This is a genomic window from Pseudoalteromonas sp. MER144-MNA-CIBAN-0113 (genome assembly GCF_040308965.1).
In the GTDB taxonomy this organism is placed as follows: domain Bacteria; phylum Pseudomonadota; class Gammaproteobacteria; order Enterobacterales; family Alteromonadaceae; genus Pseudoalteromonas; species Pseudoalteromonas tetraodonis.
This window is the reverse complement of record NZ_JBEOOG010000007.1, coordinates 57322-78822: the sequence shown is the minus strand read 5'-3', so window position 1 is coordinate 78822 and position 21501 is coordinate 57322. Positions and strand designations below refer to the sequence as shown.

Sequence of the window (21501 nt, the reverse complement as noted above, 5' to 3'; positions counted from 1 at the left end):
TGTTTATAACTGAGTAACCTTAAACCCTTGGTCGCGAAGTTGTTTAATTAAACCATGCTGCTCAACTAAGTGCAGAGCACCTACCGCAATAAACACCTTACCTTGTTCAAGTTTAGGCGTGAGCTGAGTGACCCAATTATTATTGCGCTCAATCAGCATCACTTGCTCGCTTTGTTGACCGTATTGGCTGTCATCAAAACTGGTGTGGTAATAGCTGGTTAGGGTTTGCATATCGCCCTTTTTCCATGCATCCACTAGGGTGATAAAGTAGGTATTAATATCGCTTAGTTGCTCAAAAGTTTCTGCCATCATGGCATTGCTTAATGACTCTAAGCCATTAAACATCTGTAGTTGTTGCTCTATGGTTTCAAGCTCCGCAATGTTAATACTGTGCTTTTGCGCGTACTCGAGTATTTGCTTATCGATGCCGTTTTTATCTGAATAGCCCGCGTTTTGAAACTCAATTTGCATCATGGTCAACATGACAGCCCAAGGTTTAAAACTGTTGAACATGGCAATATCAATCGATTTTTTAGCAAAGTAGTTTTTGAGGAGTTGATAATTTTTTTCTGAAAGCTCGCTCTGTAGCGTACGCCCGTTAGTAAGCAGCATAAACGGCATAGAACGTTGTTGCATTTGTAATGGTGATAGTTTACTTATATCCACTTCAACAACAACTTGATTACTGTTATCCAGTGCGTGAGTCACTTTTTGTGGTAGCCCTTTCATGCTGGCATCACCCACATGCACGGTGCCAAATAAATACGAGCTAGCGCCTTGTTTTTCTATTTTGAATAGAGCCGGTGCTGCATAGCCATTGACGCTAAAGGCTAAAAGTAATAACACCATAAATAAATGACTAATACGTAATGACACGTTCATAAAATCCTATCCAAGTTTAAGTCGTTTTATAAATACTAACTTAGTTTACTTTATAGGTAACGTAAAAATGCCTGATTAATCAATCAGGCATTTTTCGGTGTTATTGATACCAATTATTGCTGTAGGCCATGTTGCCATAATTAGCCAGCGCACGAGCTTGCTTGATGAGTGCGCTATCGTTATGTCTGGGGTGTAATTGCTTATTTTTATAAATATAGGTGGTTGCCGGTTTATCTGGCTGCAAAATAACAACGTTATCATTTTGCATGTAAGCAAAGTTTTTATCGTACTGCATCATTGCACGCTGCTTATTTTTGGCCACAGGGCGAGTGAGATCGTGACCAATCATTGGGTGTTCACCGCTGGCGCCAATAAGCGACAGTAAGGTGGTAGGAATATCCAGCTGACTGGCTAATTGATGATCGCGTTTGGGCTTAATACCGTTTCCAAAAATAACCGCAGGAATTCTAAAGTGATCAATAGGTACAAGGCTGGAACCAGACACGCGTGAGTCGTGATCAGCAATCACTATAAACACAGTATCGTCCCAGTAAGATGATTTTTTCGACTTTTCAATGAATGTGCCTAGGGCATAATCTGCATATTTAGCTGCGTTATTACGGCTTTGCTTTGGTTGCTCAAACAGGGCTATTTTACCGTCCGGAAATTCATAAGGGCTATGATTAGAACTACTAAAAATCAGACTAAAAAATGGCTTTTGCTGTTGTTGTAATTTATTCAGCTCTTTATCTGCTTGAGTAAATAAATCTTCGTCAGATGCGCCCCATGAACCATTAAAGTTAATGTTAGCGAAGCTTTCACTATCAACAATATCACTAAAGCCGTTACCCAAAAAGAAGCTACGCATGTTGTCAAAGTGACTTTCTCCACCATAAATAAACTGAGTATGGTAGTCCTGCTTTGCTAAAAAACTAGCCAAGGTAAAAAAGTCACGTTGTGATTTATCGAGTTTTACAACGGCGCGTGAGGGAGTCGGTGTAAAACCGGTTATAACTGCTTCAATACCGCGTACAGAGCGAGTGCCGGTAGCGTATAAGTTATCAAATCCCCAGCCCTGTTGATAAAGTGCATCTATATTAGGCGTTAAGGGTAAGCCACCTAAGGTACCTACATAACGAGCGCCCAAGCTTTCTTGCAGAATAATAACCAGGTTTTTCTTTTTACCTTGGTAGCTTGCCTGATGAAAAGTGCGGGTAGGGGCATTTGGATTATTAAATATTGCTTGAGGATTTTGCATGCTACTGCGTACTATGGCGAGTAACTCCTCTTGAGGGACCTTGCCATAATATGCCTGACTTGATTGCTCATTGGAGAGCTGTTTTAACGCAAATGCTACGCTATATGATGAATTAAGCGTGAGGTCATTCAGCAAGTGGTCGGTCGAAAATGCCACCATAGCGGGGTTTAATGGACGATGGCCTAATGAATTTCGAGCGCCTAACAGTGTTAGGCTACATATAATAACAGCTAACAGTGATAGTTTTATTGCCCCTAGGGACGAGCGGTTTTGCCATTGCTGAGTAAGAATTTTGTTAGCAAATTTAATGGTGAAAACGAGCGCTAAAACAGCGAAGAGGACTTCGAGTTTGTAACCTGAAAAAATCATTTTAGAGACTTCTTTAGGATATATAAGGTATTCAATAAATAGGCGATTAGGGCGTAAGTCGTACTCGTTAATAAACGTGGGTGTAATAACCTCAAAAAACACTAACATTGCAGCCATTATTACTAAATACCACTTTACGACTCCTCGAATATAAGCAGTTAATTTGAGAGCGTGTGCTGCAAGTGTTAGTAACAAAGCGGGGGTTATGATGTAGCATAATGTTGCTATATCAACACGTAAACCGCCTACAAAAACAAAGTGCCAGGCGCCTTCGGTAAATACACGGCCACTTTGCCACAAACTTAAACCTAATCGCGCAAAAGTTAGCAAGCATAGGAGTGCGAAAAAAAATACCGCTAAAACCCACAATGGCCCCAATACTTTTTTAGTGCTACTGATTAAGTCCATAGCACAGACCACCAAACTAAAATAGCAATAAGCATGGCGATAAAGACACTGGCGGATGCAATATCTTTAGCTAGGCCTGATAGCTCATGATATTCGCTACCGATGCGATCAACCACCACTTCGACTGCGGTATTGACCAACTCAGCAAATAACACAAACAATAAGCTGGCAATCAATATTAATTTGCTACTTAAAGTAATTTCTTGCAAGCAGGCAAATACGCCTAGCAAACTAAATAAAACCAACTCTTGCTGAAAAGCAGCCTCAAATCGGCTCATCCATTTTAGGCCATTAAATGTATGGCTTAAGGTAAAAATTAGGCGCATTAGGCCTTGGCGTTTTATAACGGTTTTATTATTCATATTTTAGCTTCGCTATGGTTAATCGTTTGACATGACGCGAGTAAATCTTCAGAGGTTTGGTAGGTTTTACTCACAACACCGGTTAAGTTTAAAAGGGTATGAAAAATAGCATCGTGTGATTGCGCTAAAGTGCTATTTAAATTGTTGAGACACTTGGCTGTAATGCGCTGATTATGCTCATCAGCCCAGATGTAAAGAGGCACATGGGTTTGAGTTGTTGGTGCAAATGCATAGGGAAAGCCATGTAAGTACGCGCCATTTTCACCGAGCGACTCGCCATGGTCCGACACATACAGTAATTGCTTATCAATATTGGCTGGTAGTGCCTTTAACTGTTCAATAACTTGAGCGTTGATAAAATCACTATAAGCAATTGTATTGTCGTAGGTGTTAACCAGTTCTTCTGCGCTACAGTTCTGAATATCGCTGCGGTCGCAGGTTGGACTAAACTGTTTAAATTTTTCAGGGTAGCGCTTAAAGTAAGTAGGGCCATGTGAACCCATCATATGCAGCACTATAAGCGTATTAGCCTGACTCAAGTTAGCAAGCTTGTGCTTTAGTGGGGCTAGCAACGCTTCATCAAAACAGTATTTACCATCACATAGTCCGGATGCTTTGGTATCAATATTAATGGTAGGTACGCGCGAGCAGACGTTTTTACAGCCACTGTTATTATCAACCCACAAGACATCTGCGCCTGCTTGTTGTATCAAATCAATCACGTTTTGCTGATTATCACTGTCTAAACGAGAAAAATTGGCATGAGTTTGCAGTGAAAACATACACGGTACTGACACTGCTGTGGCCGTGCCACACGACGATACATTATCGAAATAAGTGACATTATGTTTTTGTGTGTATTGGTTGGTATTGCGCTCATAGCCTTGGTAGGAAAAATTTTCAGCTCGTGCGGTTTCACCTACTACTATGACAGTAACTCGTGTTGTACTTGGCGATGCTAAAGTTGGTGTGGTATCAATATTTTTAAATTTAATATCGCTGTAAAGCAACTGGTCACGTGCATACTTATAGCCACTAGAAAGGTATTGAAATGGAATGATTTCTTTTTTCAATATACGGTTATTTCGACCTGTTGCCGCATAATCGGCGTAAAAATTTACTACCACTAAAGCAATCAAAGCACCGCATGCTAGTAACAGTTTAATACGACTGAGTATTTCTTTGTGTGGGCGGGCACAGTTTACGTTTATACGACTCAAAACAAAGGCAGGTAATGCGCCAAAAAGCAGTAAAAAGCCAACAAGTTGCAAGTTTAAATAGCTTAACGCTTCACTAGAGTCCGTCTCTGCTGCGTTTTGTATCATTGAGTAATCAAATACCACTCCATAGTTTAATGAGCCGTAAAGTGCGGCACTTGAGAGCACGAGTAGTAAGTAGTTGATGGGTTTTAATAGCCCTCGAACAGACACCAAAGAAAAAAATATAACTAATAAACACACAAGTAGTAGCGGTACAGAAAATAGAAATAACCACGAAAATGTGTGCAGCGAAGTAATAGCGCTAAACGCACCATGCATAAATGGAATATTAATGATTAAGCCGTAATAGCATGCCATTAAAATAACAAATGCATTAGCGCTGCAGTTAAAGTAAAAGCGCTTTTTGGTGTTTGCTTGCGATTGCTTACTGAGTTTGAAAATTGAATTCATAACACATCTCTTTTTAGTGAACGTTGTTATGCTAGGCTGCCAGACTTAAGAAACTCTTAAGAAATCGATTTATTTTAATTTTGTTAGATAAAAATGAGGTGGCTTACTAAAAATTAATCAAACCAGAATTCAGTGTTATAAGAATAGTGAATTTCCTGAGTTGAAATGAAGGGATAAAAAATCTATTTAACCTGGTTTAATTGAATTTTAAAACCTGAGTAAGCGTGTTTTTATAATTATTTTGAATTGAATTTGGTGTTGACTTACCGCCCTGAGCGCGGTAATAATATAAAAAGACAGCGAAACAAGATGTTCGCAATGACTAAATCTTAAATGGTACTGAATTTTATGCTTAAAAATGCACTTAACCTAGTCCTGATTATTATCGTGGTGATTATTCCCGCGAGGGCTTCGTAGTGCTTTAAAAAACTAAGCATTGAAAAGCCCTCCGCACTTAACCGTCCGGGGGGCTTTTTAGTTTTAGAGTTAAATTTTTAATGGGTTGTCACACAGGAATGAGGATTTACTAATGACAGGCGCAGAACTAACAATAGATTTACTCGCCAAACACGGCGTAGATGAAGTATTTGGCTACCCAGGTGGTGCTATTATGCCCATTTACGATGCCTTGTATGGTGCGCCTGTAAAACATTATCTTACTCGTCATGAGCAAGGTGCAGGGTTTGCCGCCGTGGGCTATGCACGCAGTACTGGACGTTTAGGTGTGTGCTTGGCAACATCAGGCCCTGGAGCTACTAATTTAATTACCGCATTGGCAGATGCCATGATGGACTCAGTGCCTTTACTTGCTATTACAGGGCAAGTACCAACCGCCGCTATTGGCTCTGATGCTTTTCAGGAAATTGACGTGCTTGGCATGTCGCTTTCGTGTACTAAACACAGTTACATGGTTGAGCGAGCAGAAGATTTAGCCGAAATATTACAAGAAGCGATGCATTTAGCACAAAGCGGCCGTCCAGGCCCCGTTTTAGTTGATATCCCCAAAGACATTCAAATGGCGCAGGTGCCTTTTAAACCTTGGTTAGCGGCAGATGAATACTTACCGCAACTTAATTTAAACCAAGTTGCTATCGCCAATCAATTACTCAGTGAAGCCAAGCAACCCGTAGCGTATGTTGGTGGGGGCGTTCATGCCGCTGATGCGCAAAATGAATTAATGCAATTTTTAAATAAAACGCAAATGCCTGCGGTTTCAACCCTTAAAGCATTGGGCAGTGTATTACCTGATTACGAATATGATTTAGGCATGCTAGGTATGCATGGTGGTCAAGCCGCTAATTTAGCGGTGCAAGAATGTGATGTATTAGTGTGTATTGGTGCTCGCTTTGATGACCGTGTAACAGGCAACTTAGCTAAGTTTGCTGCAAAAGCAAACGTGATTCATTTAGACATAGATGCAGCCGAGGTCGGTAAGCGTAAACCCGCAAAGGCTTCTTTAATTGCTGATTTAAAAACCTCACTTCCCGCCCTTGAGTGCGTCGTTACGCCAAAAGCGTGGTGCGATCATAATAAACAAATGATGGTTAAGCATGCATGGCGCTACGACTATCCTGGTGAAAAAGTATTTGCCCCTTATTTACTTAATCAACTAAGCCAGCGTATGCCAAGCACCAGTGTTGTTTGCTGCGATGTGGGTCAGCACCAAATGTGGGTTGCGCAGCATATGAAATTTAACCATCCATGCAACCACTTAAGCAGTGGCGGTGCAGGCACCATGGGATTTGGTTTACCTGCGGCAATCGGCGCACAAATAGCGAGAAAAGATGACTTTGTGATCACCGTATCAGGTGATGGCTCAATCATGATGAATATCCAAGAGCTTGCCACTATTCGTCGTAATAATTTACCAGTAAAAATACTGATACTTGATAACCAGCGTTTAGGCATGGTACGCCAATGGCAGGAGCTATTTTTTGAAGGGCGTTACAGCGAAACTAACCTGTCAGACAACCCTGATTTTGTCCAACTTGCTGCTGTGTTTGGTATTCCTGGACAAACGATTACCCACGCTAACCAAGTAGATGATGCAATTACAGCCTTATTAAATAGCGATGGGCCTTACATTGTTCATGCTTGTATTGATGATAAAGAAAACGTATGGCCACTTGTTCCACCTGGGGCTGCTAACGATGAAATGATGACGGAGAAAGCACAATGAAACACAGTTTAACTATTGCCTTAAAAAGCCAAAGTGTCGCAATCGAGCGCTTTTTACGTGTGGTGCGTCATCGTGGTTTTGATTTAACTCACTTGCAGCTCAATATGGACGATGGCCAATATAATATGGCCATGACGGTTGATAGCGATAAACCAATTTATTTGCTTACCAGTCAACTAAATAAATTGGTTGATGTGAAACATGTCACGCTGCAAAGCTTACAGCAACAAGCTGTATAACAAAAAATTTAACAGATTTTACGAGTAACTGTTCACGTGGTTACTCATCAATTTTAAGAATGAGGAATGCCCGCATTTATTGCGGCAAATACTGAGGTAACTATGGCTAAATTAAGAAGTGCAACGACTACTGAAGGACGTAAACGCGCAGGCGCAAGAGCATTATGGCGTGCAACAGGCATGACCGACACCGACTTTGGTAAACCAATTATTGCTGTGGTTAACTCATTTACACAATTTGTGCCGGGGCATGTGCATCTTAATCAGCTTAGTGAACTAATGGCTGAAACCATCACCCAAGCGGGCGGTGTTCCAAAAGAATTTAATACCATCGCCATAGATGACGGTATTGCCATGGGGCACGGCGGTATGCTTTATTCACTGCCATCGCGCGATTTAATAGCCGACTCGGTAGAGTACATGGTCAATGGCCATTGTGCTGATGCGATGATTTGTATCTCAAACTGCGACAAAATCACCCCTGGGATGATGTTAGCGGCGCTGCGTTTAAATATACCGGTTATTTTTGTATCGGGTGGCCCTATGGAAGCGGGTAAAACTAAATTAGCCAATATCGATATTAAACTCGATTTAGTAGATGCCATGGTTAAAGGTGCCGATGAATCGGTAAGTGATGCCGACTCAGAGCAAGTTGAACGCTCTGCATGCCCTACCTGTGGGTCGTGTTCAGGGATGTTTACTGCCAACTCAATGAACTGTTTATTAGAAGCAATAGGCCTTGCGCTGCCGGGTAACGGTACCACGCTTGCGACCCACAAAGACCGTAAACAATTGTATGTTGAAGCAGGTGCTCGCATCGTTGATTTATGCCGCGAGTATTACCAAAAAGATAACCAAGACGTACTGCCTCGTGCCATCGCTAATAAAACCGCATTTATGAACTCTATGGTGGTTGATATTGCCATGGGCGGCTCATCAAATACGGTATTACATTTACTCGCAGCGGCACAAGAAGCTGGCGTTGATTTTGATATGTCACACATTGATGAACTTTCACGTAAAACCCCGTTTTTATGTAAAGTTGCCCCAGCTACCGCGCAATACCATATTGAAGACGTACACCGCGCTGGTGGCATGATGGCCATAGTACGCGAGCTTGGTAAAGCCGGCTTGGTTGATTTATCGGTTAATCATGTTGCCGGCATGACCATGGGTGAGCTGGTAAAAAAATGGGATGCAACGGATCCTAATAACGAAGTGGCGCGAAAGTTTTACCGCGCGGGTCCCGCTGGTATTCGTACTACTAAAGCCATGAGCCAAGATTGCCGTTGGGACGAAGGGGATAATGACCGTGAACATGGTTGTATTCGCAGTGTTGAACATGCATTTCGTCAAGATGGCGGCCTCGCGGTACTTTCAGGTAACTTAGCGGTTGATGGCTGTATTGTTAAAAGTGCCGGCGTTGTCGATGAAATGCTGCACTTTGAAGGCACCGCTGTGGTGTACGAATCACAAGATGACTCTGTAGAAGGGATTTTAAATGGCGAAGTAAAAGCCGGTGATGTGGTTGTAATTCGTTACGAAGGCCCTAAAGGCGGCCCAGGCATGCAAGAAATGCTATACCCAACCAGCTACTTAAAATCAAAAGGCTTGGCTGAAAAATGTGCCTTGATCACCGATGGTCGCTTCTCGGGTGGTACGTCAGGTTTATCAATTGGCCATGTGTCTCCCGAGGCAGCCAGCGGTGGCGCGATAGCTTATGTTGAAAATGGCGATAAAATTATCATCGATATCGCTACTCGAGAAATCACTTTAGCATTAAGCGATGAGGAACTCGAAGCTCGCAGGCAAAAACAATTGGCTCGTGGTAAACAAGCTTATAAGCCGCTTAACCGCGATCGTTATGTGTCATCTGCGCTTAAAGCGTATGCGCTACTAGCAACCAGTGCCGATAAAGGTGCGGTGCGTGATTTAGCCAAACTGGAGGAGCTCAGCTAGGTATGGTTTCTCAAGAACTCGATTATTTTCGCGCGATTATCCAAGCCAATATGGAGCCTTTAGCTAAGGTGACTGAGGTGAGTGAAATGGCCGAATTGAGTGCACGATTAGGTAATCATGTTTGGTTAAAGCGTGAAGATCAGCAACCGGTGTACTCGTTTAAATTACGCGGTGCTTTTAATAAATTAAATAAGCTGCCAAAGGGCTCGGTCGTGATAACCGCATCGGCAGGCAATCATGCTCAAGGGGTGGCGCTGAGTGCTTCACATCTAGGGCATAAAGCCACCATTGTTATGCCCGTAACGACGCCTGAAATTAAGGTTAATGCGGTAAGGGCATTGGGCGGGGAGGTCGTGTTACATGGTCATCAGTTTGATGCCGCAAAGGCGTATGCGCTTGAATTAACTGAGCAGCGAAACGGCGTATTTGTCCCTCCATTTGATGACCCCGATGTCATTGTTGGTCAAGGCACAGTTGCCCGTGAACTAATGCAACAGCTGAACGACTTAGACGTGGTATTTATTCCTGTTGGCGGCGGCGGATTGCTGGCGGGTATGGCGGTATACATTAAATCGCTGCGCCCAGATATTAAAGTGATTGGGGTCGAGGCTAATGAAAGCGCTTGTTTAAAAGCTGCCATGGAAGCGGGTGAGCCTGTAGAGCTAGAACGAGTTGGAAGCTTTGCCGATGGTGTTGCCGTAAAAATAATTGGTAGCGAAACATTTAGACTGGCGCAAAAGTTTTGCGACGAAGTGGTAACCGTATCAGACGATGAAATATGTGCAGCCATGCAAGATATTTTTGTATCAACCCGTGCTATTGCCGAACCTTCAGGCGCACTTGCAACTGCAGGGCTTAAAAAATGGTCTCAGCAGTCGGGTTTAAAGGGGTTAAACTTAGCGGCTATTTTGTCTGGTGCTAATTTAAATTTTGATCGCTTACGCTATGTAGCTGAACGAACTGCATTAGGTGAGAAGAACGAAGCATTATTAGCGGTAACAATTGATGAAAAACGCGGTAGCTTTAAACAGTTTTGTGCATCTTTAGGTGGGCGTGCTATTACCGAATTTAACTATCGTTATGCGGGGCCTGGCGAGGCGCAAATTTTTGTTGGTATTGCACTGCGCCAAGGATTAGCAGAACTTGAGGAGCTTAAACAAAGCCTAACCGATAATGGCTATTCGTTTTGCGACTTGTCAGATAACGAATTAGCAAAACTTCATGTACGGTATATGGTTGGTGGTAAAGCGCCAGAGCAGCTACATGAACGCTTACTGCGGTTTGAGTTTCCAGAGTACCCAGGTGCGTTAGCGCGCTTTTTAGATACACTGGGTAGTAATTGGAATATCACTTTATTTCACTACCGTAATCATGGTGGTTCAACGGGTAATGTATTGGCAGGTTTTGCTATTGAGCCAAGTCAATATGAGATGTTTAATGAGCACTTAAACCGCCTAGGTTACAGTGTTCAAGACGAAACCCATAACCCGTGTTTCACCCAGTTTTTAACCACACAACCTCAAGCAGAAAAGCTTGAAAAGCTCGCCTTAGCATAATCCTATTTTAAGCAGGCATCTTCTGTGGATGCTTGCTTTATCAGCTGCTTTACATATAGTTACGTTAATCACTACGTTTTTTGGAAACTCTCTTTGTTACTTAAAGGAATGATAATTAGCGTCTGCCTTTTTTGCACCCAGTTAATGGCGCAGGAATCAGTCACACTACAATTAAAGTGGACACATCAATTTCAATTTGCGGGTTATTATATGGCTCAGCAAAAAGGGTATTATGATGAGGCCGGTTTAGACGTCACTATTGTGCCTGCAGATCAAAAACGACCCAATAGTTTTGGCGCGGTAGAGCGTGGTGAAGCCCAATTTGGGGTTGCGCATTCTGGTATATTACAGCAGCGCATTGCAGGTAAACCCTTTGTAGCAATGGCTGCCATATTACAGTTTTCTCCTTATTGCTGGATGGTCAAAGAAAGCTCTGATATTTTTCATGCCCGTGATTTTGTCAATAAACGTGTAAGTGAAGTGAGTAAAGAGAGCAATTCTGAGTTGTTAACTATGCTCAAGCGCAGCGGCATAAATATCGAAAAGTTGGCTATATACAAAGGCGATAAATTACAACAAGCATGGATGGAAAATAAAATAGATGCCATCGAAGTCTATGTTACCGACTTACCTTATTATATGGATCAGCAAGGTATTGCTCATCGACTTATATGTCCACAACGTTATGGTATGGACGTATACGCAGATATTTTATTTACCAGTGATAACATGATTAAGTACCACCCCGATACGGTAGAAAAGTTTTACCAAGCGAGTTTAAAAGGGTGGCGCTATGCGGTAATGAATATGGATGAAGCCATCGCCATTACTCAGCAGTTTTATGCCCCTGAGCGTAGTTTTCATCAATTAGCTTATGAGGCCGAAGTGCTAAAAGACTATATTGCGCCACCAAGCACCAATGTGGGTAATATGTCGATGGCCAAATGGCGTTTAATTGCTGATTTATATGAGATTGACCAAACAAAGTTTGACGAAGTAAAAGCCGATTTTATTTATAAATATAAAAAACAAGAAACGTTGCAGCTTTCTTGGATGCTGATTGCAGCCATTATTATTAGTATTATTTCTATTCCCCTTTATTTACGGTTAATGTTCAAAGCACGCTAATGGTAATTTAACCAATAGAAAAGGTGGGAAAGTTAAGTAATCCCCTTGCTCTGCGAGGTTAAAAAAATAACCGCTTAATTAGGCGCGAGTGTACTGGTATAATTTATTGCCTTTTTAATATTTTAAGCTGTTATGACCTTAACTGAGCAATTTACTGCCCTCGATTCGTTACTGATGAATACGCGCTCGTATTGGCAATGTACTGCGTTTGATTTTGACTGTTTACCGTGGCCTGAATTACACGACCCCCTAACTGCTTTAACTGATCAGGACGTTGCTGAGTTAGATACTGATCAAGCGCAACTTTATCAGTTTTTTTCACCTTACATACCCGGTATTGAGCAATTAAGCCGATTAGCTTCACTCCCTGTCATAACAAGCAGTCGAACGGATTATCCGTTTTGGATTAGTAACGGTATTAAAGGACGAAAGTTTACACAGCTACAAGACTTTGTTGGTGCGCTACCTGCCAATGAACAGCCTATTTTAGAGTGGTGTGCAGGCAAAGGCCATTTAGGACGAATGTTAGCTTTTAATGGTGCGCCGAGCGTGCACAGTATTGAGCTACAATCTCACTTATGTGAGCAAGGACAAAAAAGTGCGCAGCAACAGGGGCTTGCTATGCAATTTAGCCAAGCTGATGTACTCACAGATAACACTCAGGATTTTTTTAACCCACAAACCCATGCCGTTGCTTTACATGCCTGCGGTGCGTTACATCAAACTTTTATGCATCAAGCCAGTGCGGCCAAAGTAACAAAAATTAGTTTTTCACCTTGTTGCTATCACTTGTTTACCGAGAATAATTATCAAGCAATGAGCGAACAGGCGAAGCGAAGTGCGCTTAATTTAACTCATCGAGATTTAAAACTCGCCTTGCAAGAAACCGTCACGGCTCCATCGCGAGTGGGCAAAGTACGAAAAACAGAAGTTGAGTGGCGACTCGGGTTTGATGCTTTAAGAAAGTCACTCACCGGTGAGTCGGCGTATGTTAGTGTGCCCTCAGTGAATAAAGCAATATTTTCAGATTCGTTTGAATCATTTTGTAAGTGGGCGGCAGATAAAAAAGCCTTAAAACTGCCAAAAGATATTGATTACAATAAATTTTTATTGATTGGGCAGGCGCGAAAAAAGATAACCGAGCGAGTTGAACTGGTTCGACATGTGTTTAGAAGAGCAATAGAAGTTTGGCTTGTGCTCGATCGTGCTTTATATTTGCAACAGCAAGGCTATAACGTCAGTGTTAGTACATTTTGTGAGAAGCAATTAACACCCCGTAATATTTTAATTTTAGCCAGTTTAACGCCCTCGACCTAAAAGAGATGTAATGAGAAATTTAAATAACCTACTAGAAAATAATAAACGCTGGGCATCTAGAACGAGCGAAGCTAATCCCGAATTTTTTAAAATTTTATCGATGCAACAAAATCCAGAATATTTATGGATTGGTTGTTCTGACTCACGAGTTCCTGCTAATCAAATTGTTGATTTATTACCAGGTGAATTGTTTGTGCACCGTAATGTTGCCAACGTGGTAGTGCACACAGATCATAATTGCTTATCGGTTATGCAGTATGCGGTCGAAGTATTAAAAGTTAAACATATTATGGTTGTTGGCCACTACGGTTGTGGTGGTGTACAAGCGGTATTAAACGAAGATCGCTTTGGCTTTATTGATAACTGGCTACGCCACGTTGGTGATGTAAAAGAAAAGCATTTAGAGCAACTTAATGCTCTACCAGAAAAACAGCGTCTTGATCGTTTAATTGAGCTTAATGTGATTGAGCAAGTGCGTAACGTATCGCGCACTAGCATTGTTCAAGATGCTTGGTTACGAGGTCAAGAGCTCACAGTGCATGGCTGGGTATATGGATTAGAAAACGGTCACCTGCATGATTTAGAGTCGGTAGTTAGCTGCGCTGAAGAAGAATGCACTAGCTATAAAAAGGCAGTACACCATGTACTGAACAAGTCAGCGGGTAGTCACGCTTAATATGGCTAAAACGGCGTTAATAATCGGCAGTACCGGCTTAGTGGGCAGCCAGTTATTACAACAGCTGTTAGCATCTCCTTGCTATACGAAAGTAGTGAGCTTATCGCGCCGCCAATTAGACTTTTCTCATCCTAAATTAACTAGCCATGTTATTGATTTTGAGAACCTGACACATTACGTTGAGTTATTCAAAGGTGACGTGTTTTTTTCCTGCTTAGGCACCACGTTAAAGCAAGCTAGAAGCGCAGCAGGACAGCGTAAAGTTGATTTTGAATACCAATTTATTTGTGCGCAAATGGCGGCCAATAACGGTGTTCCTCATTATTGTTTGGTGTCATCAAGTGGCGCAAATGCGCATAGCATGAGCCGTTACCTAAAAATCAAAGGGGAACTTGAGCAGCAGGTAAAGCAGCTTGGTTTTTCGCGCTTGAGTATATTGCAACCGTCTTTGTTAGTCGGCGAGCGATCAGAGCTTAGAATTGCAGAAAAGTTAGGTGAGGTGGTACTGCCACTGTTAACGCGTTTTGGCATCTTCAAACGGTATAGACCAATAACCGGTGAGCAAGTAGCTAATAAATTGCTAAGGGTGAGCATAGAGCAGCAACAAGCAACGGGTTACTATGTGCTCGACGAGCTATTTGAATAACTGATTGATTAGCGCCATAAAGCAGGTTCGTCTATGGCGTTATATTTATTATTCTGCGTCTGTTTTTGCCGATAATTGCTGTTCAAGTATCGCTACTTTTGCTTCTAATTCAGTTAGCTTTTCACGGGTGCGGATCAGCACTTGGCTTTGAATATCAAACTCTTCACGGCTTACAAAGTCCATTTCGGCAAGCTTATTTTGTAACACTTGCTTAGTTTTACCTTCAAGTGTGTCAGCCAGGTTTTTTACACCTTGTGGCATGTTATTAGTGATCTGTTTCGCAATTTCTTCAAGTTTTGCTGGGTTAATCATAGTCGTCCCTTGCCTGTTGCCTAAAATGATAATAACTAATATTACCTTATTGGCTAGGCGTATTGTAGTGATTACGTTAAAATTGCCCGTCTTTTTGCAATCAGCTGGTCGTTATGAAACTCAATCCTAAACAAGATGAAGCGGTAAAGTACATTAGTGGTCCTTGCTTAGTATTAGCTGGCGCAGGCTCGGGTAAAACACGAGTTATCACCAACAAAATTGCTTACTTAGTACAGAAGTGTGAGTATCAAGCGCGTAATATTGCGGCGGTTACCTTTACCAATAAAGCGGCTAAAGAAATGCGCGAGCGGGTTTTGCAAACCTTAGGAAAGCAAGAGTCTAAAGGTTTATGGGTCTCTACATTTCATACACTCGGGCTTGAAATCATCAAAAAAGAGTTAAAAACACTGGGTTTTAAGCCTGGTTTTTCGCTGTTTGACGACCAAGATACGAATCAACTACTCGGTGATTTAACCGAAGATGAGCTTAAAAAAGACAAAGACTTACTTAATCTACTTAAAATGCAAATTGGTAGCTGGAAGAATGAACTCATTTTACCAGAGCAAGCTATTCGCGAAGCCAGAGAGCCACAAAAAGCCTTGTTCGCTCAATTGTACGCACGCTATCAAAACCAACTTCGCGCTTATAATGCACTCGACTTTGATGATTTAATTATGATCCCCACGCTGCTTTTAAGCAGTAACGCCACTTCACGTGAACGTTGGCAGCAGCGTTTTCGGTATTTACTGGTGGATGAATACCAAGATACTAATACCAGCCAATACCAATTAGTAAAATTGCTGGTTGGTGAACGTGCACGCTTTACTGTGGTAGGAGATGACGATCAGTCTATTTACTCTTGGCGTGGTGCTCGCCCACAAAACTTGGTGCTATTAAGTAAAGACTATCCAGGATTAAGATTAATAAAACTAGAGCAAAATTACCGTAGTGCAGGGCGCATTCTTAAAGCGGCTAATATATTAATTGCAAATAACCCCCATGAGTTTGAAAAAAAGCTCTTTAGTGAACTTGGCTATGGTGAGCAAATTAAAGTCATTGGTTGTCGCGATGAAGAGCATGAGTCTGAGCGTGTGGTTGCAGAAATCATTTCGCATAAGTTTATGAAGCGCACTAGCTATAAAGATTACGCGATTTTGTACCGGGGTAATCACCAAGCGCGTGGTTTTGAAAAGTCGTTAATGAGTAACCGTATACCTTATAAAATTAGCGGCGGGATGTCGTTTTTTTCACGTTCTGAAATTAAAGATATCATGGCTTACTTACGCCTTTTAGTGAACCAAGATGATGACAATGCCTTTTTAAGAATCGTGAATACGCCACGGCGTGAAATAGGCACGGTGACGCTTGAAAAACTAGGCACCTTAGCCAATGAAAAACATCAAAGCTTGTTTGCCACCTGTTTTGATAACGACTTAGGGTACAGACTAAAAGGTCGTGGTTTTAATGCGTTAGCTGGATTTGCCCGTTGGGTGGTTGAGCTTTCGGATAACGCAGTTCGCAGCGATACCTTAGAAGCGGTAAAAGATTTAGTGCGAAATATTAATTATGAAGCCTATTTATATGAATCATCACCGAGTGCCAAAGCCGCCGAAATGCGGATGAAAAATGTCTCGGAGCTGTACCGTTGGATCACCGATATGCTGACTGGCGATGCCGATAACCCACCAATGACGTTAGCTGAAGTGGTTAGTAAGTTGACCCTGCGCGATATGCTAGAGCGTAACGAAGAGGAAGATGAAGCAGATGCGGTACAATTACTTACGCTGCATGCTTCAAAGGGGCTCGAGTACCCTTATGTATTTATGGTAGGCATGGAAGAGGGGCTATTACCACACCAAGTAAGCATTGATGAAGATAACGTAGACGAAGAGCGCCGCCTTGCGTATGTGGGTATTACCCGTGCGCAGCAAGAGCTAACCTTAACCTATGCTAAAATTCGTCGTCAATTTGGTGAAACATCGCAAACGGAGCTCAGCCGGTTTGTGCAAGAGCTACCCCAAGATGACTTAGCCTTTGAAAACAAAAAAGCGCCTAATACTCAAGCTGAACGCATGGAAAAAGGCCAAGCTCGGGTTGCAAATTTAAGGGCAATGCTAAAAAAACCACAATAGCATGTGTTTAGCGTTATTTTGATTCTGAGCTTATAAGTGTTGAACGTATCGCGCTTTTAAGTGGGTGCTGTTTGGCAACAAACAAGTTCAAGCCATGCTTATCTAAAAGGGCTCTGAAGTTTAATATTGACGGGCCTTTAGCAATCACTTTAATGTGTTTAAGTTTAGTGATAGCCAGCAAACCTTGTAGCTGCAAGTCATAGCATTCCTGCTGCAATATTCGTTTACTGAAAGTGGAGCTTAATAGTAAGTAATCAAATTCTATCTCGGTCACTAAATTAAACTCGCATTTATCCTTTGCGAAATTATTTAGACCAATAGAGTAGCCCAGCGCTTTAAGCTGTTTTAAGTTTTCTAGTTGCAGCGCACTGGCGTAACGTAATTCTTGATCATCAAACAACAAACAAAGTGGATCAATGTTTAATGGCTGCTTTAGTGCAGCAGTTAATAAAGAGAACTCATGCTTTTCTAAAAGCAGACTTGAGCAAGGCAGAAGAGCAACGCTTATTTCAGAGTCTTTCGCTTGTTGATACGCTTGTAAAATCAGTTGGAGTTCTACTTTTATATGCTGTTCTTTATCACTTGCAAATTTCTTTAAAATATCAAAACTAGTAAAGCCAAGTACAGGGTGTTCACCAAACGCTTCAAATAATGAGGCATATTGATAATGCTCATCCATAGAAATAATATCTGAGCTACGAAACGTCATAGGTAATACATCAAGATGGTGCAATGTTTGTGACTCATGTTGCAGCATTGGCTCTGTGAGTAACGGGTGAAATAATTCGAAGCGATTTTTACCAGAGTTTTTAGCGTAATACATTGCGGCATCAGCATCTCTAATAATTTCATCTGTATGTTTATAGCTTTGTTTTGAATAAGTGATACCAATACTCGCGCCGCTTTGCACACAAATACCTTTTGTACAAAAAGGTTTTCGCATGATGTTGATGATTCGATTTGCAACATCTTCAGCTTGGTTTGGCTCGGTTAAATGAGTGAGTAAAATTACAAATTCATCTCCCCCTAAGCGTGCTAATAAATCATGCTCACGGATACATTGAGAGAACAACTGACCCACGCTAATTAAAAATTCGTCTCCGGCATGGTGCCCAAGCTGGTCGTTTATATCTTTAAATTTATCAAGATCAATAAACAGTACTGCAAAGTGCTCATCAGGGTGACGTTGGTAAAACTGTAGCGTTTTTTCTAGCTGCGTTAAAAATAAATTACGATTAGGCAAGCTTGTTAATGAGTCATGGTGCGCATCGTGATACAGCTGCTGCTCTATTTTTTTACGCTCATCAATTTGCATCTGTAAATGCAAATTTGCTTGGCTTAGCTCTTTGGTTTTTTCGTTTACTCGAGAAGCGAGCTCTTGGTGGCTCTTTTTCAGCGCCTGTGAGGCTAATTTTGTTTGTAATACCGTGGCAATTTGATGCGATACAAAGGTTATGAGTTCTGCATCATCTTGTGTGAAAAGGTGTTCATTATTATAAGCTTGGCAAACAATTAAACCTATAACTCCTTGCGATGTTTTTAGCGGAGCGCCAAGCCAGCTGGTGGCTCTTCTAGATTCATCAATTGGTTTTTCACGCTCTACAATGCCACTATCTAATAACTCTTGTGCTCTTTGCGGGTGAATTATTTGTGTTTCTTCGGTGCTGATCACCAGCTCACTGTACCCTTTTGCAAAGCGCCTTGGTTGGGTGCTGCCTTGAAATTCGTCAACACTGTAAGGAAAACTAATCCAGCCCGTTTCTTTATCATACAAGGCAATATAAAGATTTTTTGCGTAAGTGATGGTTTTTATTATTTCGTGTATTTGAAAATAAGCATCATCTAGGTTTTTAGCTTGAGTTGTCAGCTCTGAAATTTTAAATAATATTTGCTGGCGTTGCAGGGCGCTTTTTCGCTGTTGTATTTCAACATTTAAAGCATCATTGCTTTGCGTTAATGCACGGGTTCTTAGTTTTACTTCTGATTCGAGCAACTCTCGTTTCTTAACGCGTTCAATAGCTGTCGCTAAATAAAGTGACATTGCTTCAAGTAGGTTTATTTGTTGCGAACTATAACCTTGCTCAGTGTCGTAACTTTGCGCTGCTAATACGCCAATAATATTTTTTTCTTGATAAACTGGAACGCCTACCCAGTGTTCTGCAGGTGTACCTAATGCTTTGAATAAGCCTTGCTGTGCAGCATCATGCATTTGTTGCTTAGTGAAATAAGTGGTCTTTCCTTGCTTAAACACATAACCCGTTGCGCCTTCTTCAAAATTATTCTCCCGATTAAGTGGTACAGAAATTCCATCTTTTTCATCAGAAAAATAAGACAGTTCCAACTGTTGTGATTGCGGCTCAACAAGCACCACATAAAAGCTTTTACTCGGGACATACTTTTGTAAAATGTCATGAATAGCTGGGTAAAGTAAGGTTAATTCGGCAACAGTACTTGCTTGCTCTGATAGCTGTATCAGGGCATTGTGGAGGTGGTAGGCATGTTTGTACTTTTTCAATAGTGCTTTTAGTCGTTTATTTTGGCGCACTACGCTACTCGGTACAATGAGTTTATCTTCCAATGATGTTTAACCAGTTATAATTTTTTGTATAGTTATTAATCATTATAGTTCCACTTTTAACATTTTGCGTCAAGTAGATATTTATCTTAATTATGCTGCGAAAAGTCGATAATTAGAAACAAAAAAGGCTTACTGTGAGTAAGCCTTTCATTTATAGTTTTAGCCTGACTGATTTTATTTAGCAGTCATAAAGTCGATTGCTGCGCTTATTTCATCATCAGAACAATCCATACATGTACCACGTGGCGGCATTGCATTGAAGCCGTTGATTGCATGATCTAATAAGGTATCTTTTCCTTTAGCAATACGAGGAGCCCAATCGTCAGCTGATTTAGGAGCGCCTAAAGCACCTGTACCATGACAAGCAAAACAGGCCGCTTGATATACTTGCTCGCCTGAACGAGGCCCTGTTGGTGCAGCAACCGCTACTTTTTCACCTTCAAGGTAAACAGCACCGATAGGCGCTAAACGTTTTTTAATTGCATCTTCAGTCATAGAGTTATCATATGGCTGTGCGTATGCGGTGGTTGCTAGCACAAGTAATGCTGCAGCTGATAGTTTTTTCATTTTGCCTTGCCCACTTCAATTTGAACGTGATCAATCACGATTTTAAATGACGGAATTTAAACCAATTATAACTCCACTAAGTCATTTATAAAATGCTCAGAGTCGATTTTATTTAGAAATACGACTAATGATTGTCTTAACTCAATAAAATTACATGGTTTAGCGCATAGTTAAATTATAAAACGGGATCATCACGCATTTAATGCGATCAAAGCCCTTACGACTAACTCATAGCTAATACGTTACGCACTAACTTATCGATTCCTGCATCTGCATCCATAATGGATTGTGCCAACATATAGGCCGGTGTCGTAACGAGTTTATTGCTTTTATCAATAACAATATCATTCACTTTACACTCTACGTGTTCAGCGCCTAATGTGCTAAGAGCCTCGGCTGTGTCGCTATCATTACCAATAGTAAGCTGAGGTTTATGATAAATAAAAGGCAATAGAGCCGGTGCAATACACATGTAACCAGTGGCTTTTTTTGCATCCGCAAACGCTTTACAAGCGCTAAGTACTGCCTCGTTTACTTTAGCGTTAGTGCCATTAATAGCAAAGTCAGATAGATTTTTAGCTACCCCGAAGCCCCCAGGGACAATGAGTGCATCAAATTGTGTAACGTCTAATTCAGCGAGTGACTTTATATTGCCACGGGTGATGCGAGCTGATTCAACTAATACATTTCGCGGCTGTGCTATTTCTTCACCAGTGATGTGATTAATGGTTTGGTACTGCTCTATATCAGGTGCAAAGCACTGATACTGAGCATTATTTTTTTCAATGTGAAATAAAGTCAGTACCACCTCATTAATTTCACTCCCATCAAACACACCACAACCTGCTAAAATTACAGCTATATTTTTCATATCATTTCGCTCCATTAAAGTCTCTTAAATAAAGTTTAACACGATGAATCAGCCGATTTAAAAATTTATTTGCTCGTTTTTTAGGCGCAAAGCACGTTGTTATGCGCTATATGCCATTTAGTGATTAGTAGCCATGAAAAAAATTATAAAGGATCGCTATGATCTTTGATCCATTATGCTAGAATGCTCATCCAGTTATTTAAATGGACGTAAATAATTAAGGTGGGTTATAAAACCAGTGACGGTATAAATGCTTTTTCCACATTAATAAAAAAATAATAAAAAAGAACCTCGAATTATCTTTTTTTAAACAAAACAATAAATTACAAATTAATCTAGGCATTTCAAGATGCTTCGGATGAATTGCTTGTGGGTGTTATCTACATAGTTAT

Annotated in this window: 17 protein-coding genes; 9 read left to right on the top strand and 8 right to left on the bottom strand. The window is 41.2% G+C overall.

Annotation, left to right across the window (positions count from 1 at the left end):
- Positions 1–3: 3 nt before the first annotated feature.
- The 4 genes from AAEY57_RS03350 to AAEY57_RS03335 all read right to left on the bottom strand — a co-directional run bounded on the left by AAEY57_RS03350 (position 4) and on the right by AAEY57_RS03335 (position 4949).
- Positions 4–882 carry a TraB/GumN family protein gene (locus AAEY57_RS03350; RefSeq protein WP_008467941.1) on the bottom strand — a complete coding sequence of 293 codons (879 nt, stop codon included), beginning with the start codon at positions 880–882 and terminating at the stop codon, positions 4–6.
- Positions 883–982: 100 nt separating this feature from the next.
- Positions 983–2917 (bottom strand): LTA synthase family protein, encoded by a 1935-nt coding sequence (locus AAEY57_RS03345; protein WP_350606311.1) that lies wholly within the window; start codon positions 2915–2917, stop codon positions 983–985.
- Complete coding sequence (locus AAEY57_RS03340) at positions 2908–3279, bottom strand: diacylglycerol kinase (protein WP_008112748.1); 372 nt, start codon at positions 3277–3279, stop codon at positions 2908–2910. Before AAEY57_RS03340 ends, AAEY57_RS03345 begins: the two co-directional genes overlap by 10 nt.
- The gene (locus tag AAEY57_RS03335; RefSeq protein ID WP_350606308.1) at positions 3276–4949 is read right to left on the bottom strand and encodes a phosphoethanolamine transferase; all 1674 of its coding nucleotides are present in this window, start codon (positions 4947–4949) and stop codon (positions 3276–3278) included. Before AAEY57_RS03335 ends, AAEY57_RS03340 begins: the two co-directional genes overlap by 4 nt.
- A 529-nt stretch (positions 4950–5478) precedes the next feature.
- Here AAEY57_RS03335 and ilvG point away from each other — a divergent pair.
- The 8 genes from ilvG to AAEY57_RS03295 all read left to right on the top strand — a co-directional run bounded on the left by ilvG (position 5479) and on the right by AAEY57_RS03295 (position 14649).
- A complete protein-coding gene (gene ilvG, locus AAEY57_RS03330; RefSeq protein ID WP_076923018.1) occupies positions 5479–7128 on the top strand; it encodes an acetolactate synthase 2 catalytic subunit in 1650 nt (549 codons plus the stop codon).
- Positions 7125–7367: an acetolactate synthase 2 small subunit gene (gene ilvM, locus AAEY57_RS03325; RefSeq protein ID WP_028834467.1), complete on the top strand. Its 243-nt coding sequence runs from the start codon at positions 7125–7127 to the stop codon at positions 7365–7367. Before ilvG ends, ilvM begins: the two co-directional genes overlap by 4 nt.
- Positions 7368–7469: 102 nt before the next feature.
- A complete protein-coding gene (gene ilvD, locus AAEY57_RS03320; RefSeq protein WP_013463862.1) occupies positions 7470–9326 on the top strand; it encodes a dihydroxy-acid dehydratase in 1857 nt (618 codons plus the stop codon).
- Between the two features lie 2 nt (positions 9327–9328).
- On the top strand, positions 9329–10882 hold the full coding sequence (gene ilvA / locus AAEY57_RS03315; protein ID WP_013463863.1) for a threonine ammonia-lyase, biosynthetic: 1554 nt from the start codon (positions 9329–9331) through the stop codon (positions 10880–10882).
- 144 nt (positions 10883–11026) lie between these two features.
- Positions 11027–12010, top strand: coding sequence for an ABC transporter substrate-binding protein (locus AAEY57_RS03310; RefSeq protein WP_350606304.1), 984 nt, complete (start codon positions 11027–11029; stop codon positions 12008–12010).
- 132 nt (positions 12011–12142) lie between these two features.
- A complete protein-coding gene (locus AAEY57_RS03305) occupies positions 12143–13327 on the top strand; it encodes a methyltransferase (RefSeq protein WP_350606301.1) in 1185 nt (394 codons plus the stop codon).
- A gap of 10 nt (positions 13328–13337) precedes the next feature.
- On the top strand, positions 13338–14003 hold the full coding sequence (can, locus tag AAEY57_RS03300; protein WP_024602124.1) for a carbonate dehydratase: 666 nt from the start codon (positions 13338–13340) through the stop codon (positions 14001–14003).
- A 1-nt stretch (position 14004) separates the two neighbouring features.
- Positions 14005–14649 carry an NAD(P)H-binding protein gene (locus AAEY57_RS03295; protein ID WP_350606300.1) on the top strand — a complete coding sequence of 215 codons (645 nt, stop codon included), beginning with the start codon at positions 14005–14007 and terminating at the stop codon, positions 14647–14649.
- Between the two features lie 48 nt (positions 14650–14697).
- On the opposite strand, the gene ubiK is transcribed toward AAEY57_RS03295, so the two are convergent.
- Positions 14698–14961 (bottom strand): ubiquinone biosynthesis accessory factor UbiK, encoded by a 264-nt coding sequence (ubiK, locus tag AAEY57_RS03290; RefSeq protein WP_008112735.1) that lies wholly within the window; start codon positions 14959–14961, stop codon positions 14698–14700.
- Positions 14962–15074: 113 nt separating this feature from the next.
- On the opposite strand from ubiK, the gene rep reads away from it, so the two are divergent.
- Complete coding sequence (rep, locus tag AAEY57_RS03285) at positions 15075–17093, top strand: DNA helicase Rep (protein ID WP_016899315.1); 2019 nt, start codon at positions 15075–15077, stop codon at positions 17091–17093.
- A gap of 13 nt (positions 17094–17106) precedes the next feature.
- Here rep and AAEY57_RS03280 read toward each other — a convergent pair whose 3' ends face one another.
- From AAEY57_RS03280 to elbB, 3 genes are all read right to left on the bottom strand, one after another.
- A complete protein-coding gene (locus tag AAEY57_RS03280; protein WP_350606296.1) occupies positions 17107–19671 on the bottom strand; it encodes a bifunctional diguanylate cyclase/phosphodiesterase in 2565 nt (854 codons plus the stop codon).
- Positions 19672–19845: 174 nt separating this feature from the next.
- Positions 19846–20238 (bottom strand): c-type cytochrome, encoded by a 393-nt coding sequence (locus AAEY57_RS03275; protein WP_016899314.1) that lies wholly within the window; start codon positions 20236–20238, stop codon positions 19846–19848.
- Positions 20239–20461: 223 nt separating this feature from the next.
- The gene (elbB, locus tag AAEY57_RS03270; protein WP_350314505.1) at positions 20462–21109 is read right to left on the bottom strand and encodes an isoprenoid biosynthesis glyoxalase ElbB; all 648 of its coding nucleotides are present in this window, start codon (positions 21107–21109) and stop codon (positions 20462–20464) included.
- Between the last annotated feature and the right edge of the window lie 392 nt (positions 21110–21501).

Excerpts from the sequence above, each read along its gene's own strand:
- AAEY57_RS03350 (WP_008467941.1), bottom strand. The coding sequence starts at position 882 with ATGAACGTGTCATTACGTATTAGTCATTTATTTATGGTGTTATTACTT.
- AAEY57_RS03345 (WP_350606311.1), bottom strand. The coding sequence starts at position 2,917 with ATGGACTTAATCAGTAGCACTAAAAAAGTATTGGGGCCATTGTGGGTT.
- AAEY57_RS03340 (WP_008112748.1), bottom strand. The coding sequence starts at position 3,279 with ATGAATAATAAAACCGTTATAAAACGCCAAGGCCTAATGCGCCTAATT.
- AAEY57_RS03335 (WP_350606308.1), bottom strand. The coding sequence starts at position 4,949 with ATGAATTCAATTTTCAAACTCAGTAAGCAATCGCAAGCAAACACCAAA.
- ilvG (WP_076923018.1), top strand. The coding sequence starts at position 5,479 with ATGACAGGCGCAGAACTAACAATAGATTTACTCGCCAAACACGGCGTA.
- ilvM (WP_028834467.1), top strand. The coding sequence starts at position 7,125 with ATGAAACACAGTTTAACTATTGCCTTAAAAAGCCAAAGTGTCGCAATC.
- ilvD (WP_013463862.1), top strand. The coding sequence starts at position 7,470 with ATGGCTAAATTAAGAAGTGCAACGACTACTGAAGGACGTAAACGCGCA.
- ilvA (WP_013463863.1), top strand. The coding sequence starts at position 9,329 with ATGGTTTCTCAAGAACTCGATTATTTTCGCGCGATTATCCAAGCCAAT.
- AAEY57_RS03310 (WP_350606304.1), top strand. The coding sequence starts at position 11,027 with ATGGCGCAGGAATCAGTCACACTACAATTAAAGTGGACACATCAATTT.
- AAEY57_RS03305 (WP_350606301.1), top strand. The coding sequence starts at position 12,143 with ATGACCTTAACTGAGCAATTTACTGCCCTCGATTCGTTACTGATGAAT.
- can (WP_024602124.1), top strand. The coding sequence starts at position 13,338 with ATGAGAAATTTAAATAACCTACTAGAAAATAATAAACGCTGGGCATCT.
- AAEY57_RS03295 (WP_350606300.1), top strand. The coding sequence starts at position 14,005 with ATGGCTAAAACGGCGTTAATAATCGGCAGTACCGGCTTAGTGGGCAGC.
- ubiK (WP_008112735.1), bottom strand. The coding sequence starts at position 14,961 with ATGATTAACCCAGCAAAACTTGAAGAAATTGCGAAACAGATCACTAAT.
- rep (WP_016899315.1), top strand. The coding sequence starts at position 15,075 with ATGAAACTCAATCCTAAACAAGATGAAGCGGTAAAGTACATTAGTGGT.
- AAEY57_RS03275 (WP_016899314.1), bottom strand. The coding sequence starts at position 20,238 with ATGAAAAAACTATCAGCTGCAGCATTACTTGTGCTAGCAACCACCGCA.
- elbB (WP_350314505.1), bottom strand. The coding sequence starts at position 21,109 with ATGAAAAATATAGCTGTAATTTTAGCAGGTTGTGGTGTGTTTGATGGG.